The following is a 4,212-nucleotide window of genomic DNA, read 5'->3' as shown; positions in this document are numbered from 1 at the left end:
GCCCCCGCGATCGCCCGGCGCCTCGTCGAGGCCATGGCCCTGGGCCAGCAGGGCGCGGTCCTGCTCGCCCACGCCCCGGCAGCGGTCGCCGAGGCGTTCTGCCTGGCCAGGCTCGGTGATGATCGCTCGGCCGAGTACGGCGCGCTTCCCGACGGGGTGGACGTGGCGGCACTGGTCGCCCGCGCCTGAGTACCGCATCTGCCACCACCGCGTTACCGCCACGGCGGGGAGAAACGAAACCGCCAGTTTCGCTATTCGGCTGACAGTCGCGTGAGAGAGGTCACAGACTGGAGGGACCCCGACAAAGAGGTGCACTATGTCAATCGACGGCGATCCACGTGACCCGGTCTACCGGCCGGGCCCGGCCCCCCTCCGCTCCCACCTGCCGATCCTGGGCGGGACCCTCGAGTACGTCGAGAATCCACTGGCCACGATGGCCCGCCGGTACCGCGACCACGGGCCGGTCTCCGAACTGAGCTTCCTCGGCTCCACCTGGACCGCGCTGCTCGGCCCCGACGCGTGCCAGATCGCCCTGCAGAACGCCGACAAGGCGTTCGCCAACGGCCCCGGCTGGGGCTACCTCGTCGGCCCGTTCTTCGACCGCGGGCTGATGCTGCTGGACTTCGCCGAGCACCACCACTACCGGCACCTCATGCAGGAGGCGTTCACCCGCCCCCGGCTCGAGGGATACGCCCGTACCCTGGCCCCGCTGGTCGAGCGCGGGATCTCGAGCTGGACCCCCGATCGGGCGTTCGAGATCTACCCCGCCCTCAAGTCGCACACGCTCGATCTGGCCACCGAGGTGTTCATGGGCGGCGCCGAATACGCCCGACCCGGGGAGATCGAGCGGGTCAACATCGCGTTCGTGGACTGCGTGCAGGCCGCCAACGGCTACATCCGCTCGACCGCTCCCCTGCCGTTCACCAAGTGGGGTCGCGCGACCCGCGGCCGGCGTCTGCTGGAGGAGTTCCTCCGGCGTCACCTGCCCGCCCGCCGTGCCGACCCCGGCGAGGACCTGTTCTCGGCCCTGTGTCAGGTGGCCGACGCCTCCGGCGGGATCGACGACGACGACATCATCAACCAGATGATCTTCCTGCTGATGGCCGCGCACGACACCACGACCAGCACCGTGACCTCGATGGTCTACGAACTCGGGCGCGATCGGGAGTGGCAGGAGCGCTGTCGGAGACAGTGTCTGGAACTGGGCCCCTCGCCGACCCTCGCCGAGCTGGAGGGCCTCACCGACCTGGACCTGGTGATGAAGGAGACGCTGCGGCTGCACCCGCCGGTGCCGGTACTGGCGCGCCGGGCGGTCAAGGACACCGAGGTGCTCGGCGTGGCGATCCCCGAGGGCCGGCTCGTCTCGGTGATGCCGCTCCTGTCGCACCACATGCCCGAGTACTGGACCGACCCGGAGATCTTCGACCCCGAGCGGTTCACCGAGGGCAGGCGCGAGGACAAGTCACACCGCTACGCCTGGGAGCCCTTCGGCGGCGGGGTCCACAAGTGCCTCGGCATGATCTTCGCCAACCTCGAGTCCAAGCTCGTCCTCAGCGCGCTGCTGCGGCACTTCGAGTGGTCCGTGCCGCTGGACTACGTCCCGCCCATGAAGAACGACTCGCTGCCGTTCCCCGGGGACGGGCTCCCGGTATCCCTGCGGCCGCTCACGCCGGCCCGCGCCGGCTGAGCCGACCCGGCCGATTCGACCGCCCCGCGCGGGACCCGCCCGCCGCACTCGCCGCGACCCGCGAACCGCCCCCACCCTCGCGAACCGCCGAGTGGTCACAAACATCGAGATTCCGGCACGGTCTCCTGGGAGAACGTGAGCGAGTGTGACCACGCGGCGGGAGTGGGCTACTTCTCCAGCGCGTTGACCACGGTGAGCTCGCCGTCGGAGTGCGAGACGCGGATGCGCTTCTTGTCGAGCTTGCCGACGGAGGTCTTGGGGATCTCGTCGACGAACGCGAACTTCTCCGGCACCTGCCACTTGGCCATCCGGCTCTCGAGGTGCGAGCGCAGATCCTCGACGTCGGGATCGGCCACCCCCTCCTTGACCACGATGGTGGCCAGCGGACGCTCGTCCCACTTGGGGTCGGGGATGCCGATCACGGCCGCCTCGGCCACGGCCGGGTGCTCGAGGAGGTAGTTCTCCACCTCGACAGAGGAGATCCACTCGCCGCCGGACTTGATGATGTCCTTGGCTCGGTCCGTCAGCTGCAGGAACCCCTCGGGACGGATGTAGCCGACGTCGCCGGTGCGGAGCCAGCCGTCATCGAAGGAGTCCGAGCTGTCGACCTTGTAGTAGCTGCCCGTGATCCACGGTCCACGCACCTCGAGTTCACCGACGGACTCGCCGTCCCAGGGCATTTCCTGACCGGCGTCGTCGACGATCCGCGCCTTGACCCCCGCGATGAACCGGCCCTGCGTGGTGCGCAGTTCGAACTGCGTCTCCTCCGGCAGGTTCGCCTTCGGCCGCGACAGGGTTCCGAGGGGCGAGGTCTCCGTCATGCCCCACGCGTGGATGATGTCGATCCCGTAGTTCTCCTTGAACTTGCGGATCAGCGCGGGCGGGCAGGAGCTGCCGCCCACCACGACGGCGCGGAAGCTCGACATGTCGATGGGGTGATCGACCGAGTAGGCGTCCACGGCCTGCCAGATCGTGGGGACGGCGGCGGCCAGCGTCGGACGCTCGGAGGCGATCATCGCGGCCAGCGGCTCCGGCTGGAGGAAGCGCTCGGGCATGAGCAGCGACGCGCCCACCAGGAACGCCGCGTACGGCAGGCCCCACGACATCGCGTGGAACATGGGGACGATCGCCAGCACGTTGTCGTCGAGCGAGATGTCCATCCCGTCCGACATGCAGACCTGCATCGAGTGCAGGTAGATGGACCGGTGCGAGTAGACGACGCCCTTCGGATCACCCGTGGTGCCCGAGGTGTAACACATCGCGGCGCCGGAGTTCTCGTCGACCTCGGGCCACTCGAACTCGGCGGGTTGTGCGGCCAGCAGCTCCTCGTAGTCGTGCACCTGCACGCCCTCCGGGGCCTCGAGGTTCGCCGCGCCGCCACCGGTGACGATCACGTGCTCGACCGTCGAGAACCGCGGCAGCAGGGGCTGCAGGAGCGGGATCAGACTGGGGTCGACGATCACGACCTTGTCCTCGGCGTGGTTGGCCACGAACTCGAGCTGGTCGGGGAACAGCCGGATGTTCAGGGGGTGGAGTACCGCGCCCATCGACGGGATGGCCAGGTACGCCTCCATGTGCTCGGAGTTGTTCCACTGGAAGGTCGCGACGCGCTGATCCGCGTCGATCCCCAGCGTCCGCAGGGCGTTGGCCAGCTGCGCGGCGCGCCGGCCCAGCTCCCCGAACGTGATCTTGCGGGGGCCCTGATCGGTCCAGGTGGTGATGACCGCGTCCGCGTGGACGGTCGCGCCGAACGTCAGGATGGTGCTGATGTTCAGCTGTTCCGGCTGCATGGTGCTGCGCATGCGAGGGGCTCCTGTTCAGGGGGTGTCGGGTATCAGGGGGTGTCAGGGGTCACTTCTGGACGCGACCCTACCTGTCGTCCACCGCGTCGAAGACCTCCTGGACCGTCTTCATGGCCGAGAGGGCCGCCGGCGCACCGCAGTATCCCGAGGCGTGGATGACGGCCTCGGTGATCTCCTCGCGGGTGAGGCCGTTCGTCAGCCCTCCGCGCACGTGGCCGGCCAACTCGGCGTTCGCCCGCAACGCCACGAGCATGCCGATGTTCAGCAGGCTCCGGTCCCGCCGTCCGAGCCCCGGGCGGGACCAGATGTTGCCCCACACGTTCTCGGTGACCACGTGCTGGATGGCCTCGGACGCGGTGCCCTCGGCCCGGCCCATCGCGCGGTCCACGAAGTCGTCGCCCATCACCTCACGTCGGATCGCGAATCCCCGGGCCCGCAGATCCTCGGCCGTGGGCCCCTCGCCTGAACCTGTCGTCGTCGTCATCTGGTGATCCTTCCCGTCGGTGCGTGGCCGCCGCCGTGTAGCCGCTGCAGTGTGGCCGCCGCTGCGTGACACCCGGCGTGTCCGGGCGCGGTCATGGCCCATCCTGCCGTCGACCCGGTGGTCGGATACCCTCGGAGGGTCCGGCTCCCTGCCGGACACCCGTGGTACCCGGCGGAAGTCGGTGTGAGTCCGACGCTGTCCGCGCAACTGTGATCCCGCCCCGGGCGGGCGAGCCAGGT

The 4,212-nt window shown here is 69.4% G+C and carries 3 protein-coding genes and 1 pseudogene; 2 read left to right on the top strand and 2 right to left on the bottom strand.

The genetic code is table 11. The annotated features are described in order from the left end of the window. Positions 1 to 189, top strand: a pseudogene (locus tag G6026_RS06120) (DNA alkylation response protein); the annotation flags it as partial. A 127-nt stretch (positions 190 to 316) separates the two neighbouring features. Then, on the top strand, positions 317 to 1,687 hold the full coding sequence (locus tag G6026_RS06115; RefSeq protein WP_182612563.1) for a cytochrome P450: 1,371 nt from the start codon (positions 317 to 319) through the stop codon (positions 1,685 to 1,687). A gap of 167 nt (positions 1,688 to 1,854) precedes the next feature. On the opposite strand, the gene G6026_RS06110 is transcribed toward G6026_RS06115, so the two are convergent. Continuing rightward, the gene (locus tag G6026_RS06110; protein ID WP_182612561.1) at positions 1,855 to 3,489 is read right to left on the bottom strand and encodes a long-chain fatty acid--CoA ligase; all 1,635 of its coding nucleotides are present in this window, start codon (positions 3,487 to 3,489) and stop codon (positions 1,855 to 1,857) included. A 67-nt stretch (positions 3,490 to 3,556) separates the two neighbouring features. Further along, positions 3,557 to 3,973: a carboxymuconolactone decarboxylase family protein gene (locus G6026_RS06105; RefSeq protein WP_182612559.1), complete on the bottom strand. Its 417-nt coding sequence runs from the start codon at positions 3,971 to 3,973 to the stop codon at positions 3,557 to 3,559. Positions 3,974 to 4,212 lie beyond the last annotated feature (239 nt).

The sequence above is a fragment of the Dietzia sp. DQ11-38-2 genome (genome assembly GCF_014145055.1).
Taxonomy (GTDB): domain Bacteria; phylum Actinomycetota; class Actinomycetes; order Mycobacteriales; family Mycobacteriaceae; genus Dietzia.
The sequence above is the reverse complement of the archived record's forward strand: the minus strand, read 5'-3'. Positions and strand labels throughout refer to the sequence as shown.